The 4,090-nt window shown below is 42.8% G+C and carries 4 protein-coding genes and 1 pseudogene; 2 read left to right on the top strand and 3 right to left on the bottom strand.

All coding sequences use genetic code 11. The annotated features are described in order from the left end of the window. Nucleotides 1-186 precede the first annotated feature (186 nt). Nucleotides 187-396 (bottom strand): hypothetical protein, encoded by a 210-nt coding sequence (locus F6K52_RS33255; RefSeq protein ID WP_293088927.1) that lies wholly within the window; start codon nt 394-396, stop codon nt 187-189. A 124-nt stretch (nt 397-520) separates the two neighbouring features. Between F6K52_RS33255 and F6K52_RS33250 the strand changes: the two genes are divergently transcribed. Both F6K52_RS33250 and F6K52_RS33245 read left to right on the top strand, forming a co-directional pair. After that, a complete protein-coding gene (locus tag F6K52_RS33250; RefSeq protein WP_293088925.1) occupies nt 521-1,939 on the top strand; it encodes a M15 family metallopeptidase in 1,419 nt (472 codons plus the stop codon). 131 nt (nt 1,940-2,070) lie between these two features. Next, nucleotides 2,071-2,817 (top strand): thioredoxin domain-containing protein, encoded by a 747-nt coding sequence (locus F6K52_RS33245; protein ID WP_293088923.1) that lies wholly within the window; start codon nt 2,071-2,073, stop codon nt 2,815-2,817. Between the two features lie 4 nt (nt 2,818-2,821). Here the strand turns inward: F6K52_RS33245 and F6K52_RS33240 are convergent. Both F6K52_RS33240 and F6K52_RS33235 read right to left on the bottom strand, forming a co-directional pair. After that, nucleotides 2,822-2,986, bottom strand: a pseudogene (locus F6K52_RS33240) (transposase); the annotation flags it as partial. A 106-nt stretch (nt 2,987-3,092) separates the two neighbouring features. Beyond that, a complete protein-coding gene (locus F6K52_RS33235; protein WP_293088921.1) occupies nt 3,093-3,947 on the bottom strand; it encodes a group II intron maturase-specific domain-containing protein in 855 nt (284 codons plus the stop codon). Nucleotides 3,948-4,090: the final 143 nt, after the last annotated feature.

Raw genomic sequence — 4,090 nt, 5'->3', positions numbered from 1 at the left:
TCAAACAGCAAGTGCGTGCCATGGCTTGGCTTAATCCCATGCCTTGCAACCGTTGGACTGGCACCACCGCTGGTGAGATTAGACCCTTGGTACCAATGTTTGAATTCAGTCGCGAAGGTTTACAGAATGCAATAAATGTTTTGCGGGTACGATTCTGATTTGGGTGAAGTACTTTCGTCTTGGGTTTTAGGGAACAGGGAACAGGGAACAGGGAATAGGGAACAGGGAATAGGGAATAGGGAATAGGGAATAGGGAAACAATTCGGTGTAGCTTATAGCTATGATAAACGCTATAACATGTTGATTTGAGATGTAAACATAGTATTCATAGAAAAAGGGAACAGGGAACAGTGTCAAGATATCCGAGGAGTTTTTGGTGTCATGATCAGTCAGCATTGGTTTTCATGATCTATTTAAAAACACTATATAGCGTTTTTCGTACTAATGAGCTATATTCAATTTTATTCTCCCTGTTCCCTGTTCCCTATTCCCTGTTACCTTTGCTATCTAACATGAAACCATGAAAACTGACACTATCCAGCGACAGATTAAATCCTTTAAAAAACGCTTTGGAGAGGCACATCTTTTACTAGCTTGTCACGCTGCTCTCCCATTAGCGATTACCCCTGACTTGTTGTACTGTATTTGGGCAAACTTTCAGCAAGATGTCAAGGGGAGAGGGATAGATATTCCTTGGGTAGCTGTAACAGATTTACTGTTTTCTGGTCTTTGGGAAGAAGTGGGATTAGAAATCTATGAAATGGATGCAACTATCCGGGAGATGCTGCTGAATTATCTCAAAGATAATCACAACTTTGGTGAACAGCGTATTAAAGAGTTATCTGAATTTTTGTTAGTCTATATCCAGCCGCAACTAGAAAGCGATGACCCAGATATTCAGGAATTTGCTAAAGCTCAACGGTGGACAGCCCAGGCTTATCTTCGACCAAAAGCATCAGCGAAGGGATTAGGATTAGCCCTATCACGAGCATATCAGCACGACCGGGATGATTTAATCCGGATTGCTGCTGTGGTAGAAACCTTAGCCGAGCCCCTATCTAAGTTTAAAAAGCTGCTGATTTATGGTCGTGGTATGACCAGATTTGCTCGTGGTGATTTGAAGGGGGCAAAAGCTGAATTTGACAAAATTCGACGCTGGGGTAATCAGGCTCATGTTGCTGGAGTTCGTTTACTACTCCCTAATAATCAAGAATTAACTAGGGAAAAACCGAAATCTTTTAGAGTTTACTGGGTGACCTCAGGGATAGTGATTTTAGTTTTAGTTGGAGGAGTAAACTGGGTTCAATCCCCTCCACCAGATCCTCCCTCTATAAAAGTTAAGGATATTACTACCTGCTCATTATCTAAGGGGATGGCTGAGGTTCATGGACTTGATCAACAACTCATCGATAGGCTAAATATCTTACGTCCCAATTCCCTGGTCAGTTTTGACGATTTGAATGTAGAGATGGACGGAGCTACTTGGCCCTATCTTCAAGCACCAGCTAAACAAGCACTTCAACAAGCTATTGATGAAAGAGGCATACGATTAGTTGTGGCAAGTGCCTATCGCACTATTGCTCAGCAACTCGTCCTATGGAACCTTCCGCGTGATGAGCTTTGCAGGATTCCAATCGCTGCTCGTCCATCTAGAAGTAATCATCAGAGTGGTCTAGCGCTCGATATTCGAGATTATCAGGGTTGGAGACCCTTTCTAGAAAAGTATGGCTGGCGATGGCTTGGACCAACAGACGCTCCACATTTCGACTATGTAGGAAGCAATACCATTGACATCCGAGCTAATTCTATCCTTGCTTTCCAGCAACTTTGGAATCTGAACAATCCAACAGACCGAATTGAAGAGAATGGCAGTTACGATGCTGAAACTGAACAACGGTTGAACAACTCCCCTGTTGATGGCTTCCCTAAGGAAAGCTGATGGTGGTTTACTTTGTTTAAAGGACTTATGTCACTGATATCTGGCCGTTCTTAATTGGACTGTACTTGATAACTCTCAAAAATGCTATAGTAAACAGTCGGTGATTACTAGTAAACAGTAAATATTTTAAAATGAAACAGTTGTCTCGAATTTCCATAGCTATTGTTAGCTTATTCCTTTGTTTGCTCACCTTGAGCAGTTGCAGCAACAACCTTGCTAACACTGATAAACTAGAAGGGGAAGTGTTAAGCATTATCCGGAATAATCCAGAAGTAATTTTAGAATCGGTGCAGGCTTACCAGCAGGAACAACAGCAAGAGCTAGCCCAATCCAGGCGAGCATTTTTGCAGCAAATGATGACACAGCCAGCATCTATAATTGGGAATTCCCCTACTACTGGTATGGCGGAAAATAAAGTTGTGCTGTTGGAGTTTTCTGACTTTGAATGTCCATTTTGTGCCCAAGCTAACCAAAGTATAAAGCAGTTTATGGACAAACATTCCGATCAGGTAACCTTAGTATATAAGCATTTACCTCTGACTCAGATTCATGCTCAAGCACTCCCTGCTGCTCAAGCAGCTTGGGCGGCTTTTCAGCAAGGGAAATTCTGGGAGTATGAAGATGCCCTGTTTGAGCAGCAAAATAACTTGGATGAAGAATTGTATCTAGCGATCGCTCAAGATCTTAATCTAGATCTTGAGCAATTTAATCGCGATCGCATCAGCGCTGAATCCGAAGCTGCTATTAGGGACGATATCACATTAGCCCAGACCTTGGCAGTTAATGGTACTCCTTTCTTTGTGTTTAATACAGAAGTACTCCAGGTTCCTCTCAACCTATCAGAAATGGAGAGTATTTTGGCAGAGGTTAGATCATGATTCACTACTTTTGACACTCCCCGGTCTTTAGACGCGGGGATTCTTCGCTCAACGACCCAACTTGCTGTTCTTGGCCGGAGCCAAGAACAGTAGAGGTCAGGTCTCCCGAAGCGTTTACTGGATCCAAGATCCAGGTTCCGGTGTGCCCCACCGTACCCAAGGCTCTTTTATTAAACTAAGCCGAAGAGTCGCCTCTTTGACTCGTCTTCAGAACCGTACGTGAAAGTTTCCCTTCATACGGCTCCTCGTCATAGAAACCATTGTCATTGGTACCTCTAGAACGGATTAGTATCTAATTCGGATGAATCGATTTTCTTTCCGTGCTTTATATCGTGGCAATGTAGGTGGAGTAGCTCTGAATTTTTGTCAGAGTCGTTTCCACCGAGTGAGCGTGGTATTATGTGATGCTTTTCCATCAAATCTCCATCTCTGAAGGTGAGGCCACAATGAGCACATACCCCTTTTTGCCTTTTCAAAAGCCTTCCCTTTTGACTGGTCATTTCAGGGTGTTTCTGCATTCTGGTATTCCAATAAATTAGGTTGCCGTCGAATGGACTTCGAGTATCTTTGACCTTCACATGTCTGACTATTTTGGTCTTTGCATGTTTTGGGAGGTAATTTTCCTCCTTGGTCATAAACACCCAATTATCTATTTTCGGGGCGTCCCAGGGCTCTTTGGTTTTTTCAACTTTAGTTCCCCAATATTTCTTGTTCACCCAGGTTTTTGATTTGTTGGGATGTCTCCTATATCCCCATCTTTGAAGCTTATTCCAGAGTAGATAATCCATTTTTGAGTAGGTTTCCTTACTACAGACTGAGCTGTAGTAGTTACACCATCCTCTTATAATGGGTGTAAGTTTCCCGATTAGGGTTGCTTGAGGAGCGGCTCGGTGCTTATTGATTTCAGTTTCGAGCCGTTCGTAATACTCCTTGATACTCTTCTTAGATGGTTTGATGATGGTTTTAAAACCTTGTTTTGACTGGTGTTTTCCTACATTATATTGTCGAATGTTGAATCCAAGGAAGTCAAATCCGTCAAAAGTGTGGGTTATCTTGGTCTTACTTGGTTTTAATTCCAGACCTATGTCATTTAGCCATTTATTGATGATTCTTTGACATTCTTCTACCACGGTTGGATTTTTGTGCATGAGTCGGGTAGGGCGGGGACATCGCTGTCCCTTTCCCCCCTCAGAACCGGACGTACAAGTTTCCAAGTATCACGGCTCAAGCAAATCACTAGGGCTTTCCATAATGTATTCGTTGGTGACACAAA

This window comes from Moorena sp. SIO3H5, assembly GCF_010692395.1.
In the GTDB taxonomy this organism is placed as follows: Bacteria; Cyanobacteriota; Cyanobacteriia; order Cyanobacteriales; family Coleofasciculaceae; genus Moorena.
Note: the sequence above shows the minus strand (reverse complement) of the source record. Positions and strands in the feature narration are given on the sequence as shown.

Bases quoted from the DNA above. Each gene is read 5' to 3' on its own strand.
- F6K52_RS33250 (WP_293088925.1), top strand. From the start codon at position 521: ATGAAAACTGACACTATCCAGCGACAGATTAAATCCTTTAAAAAACGC.
- F6K52_RS33255 (WP_293088927.1), bottom strand. From the start codon at position 396: ATGCTGACTGATCATGACACCAAAAACTCCTCGGATATCTTGACACTG.
- F6K52_RS33245 (WP_293088923.1), top strand. From the start codon at position 2,071: ATGAAACAGTTGTCTCGAATTTCCATAGCTATTGTTAGCTTATTCCTT.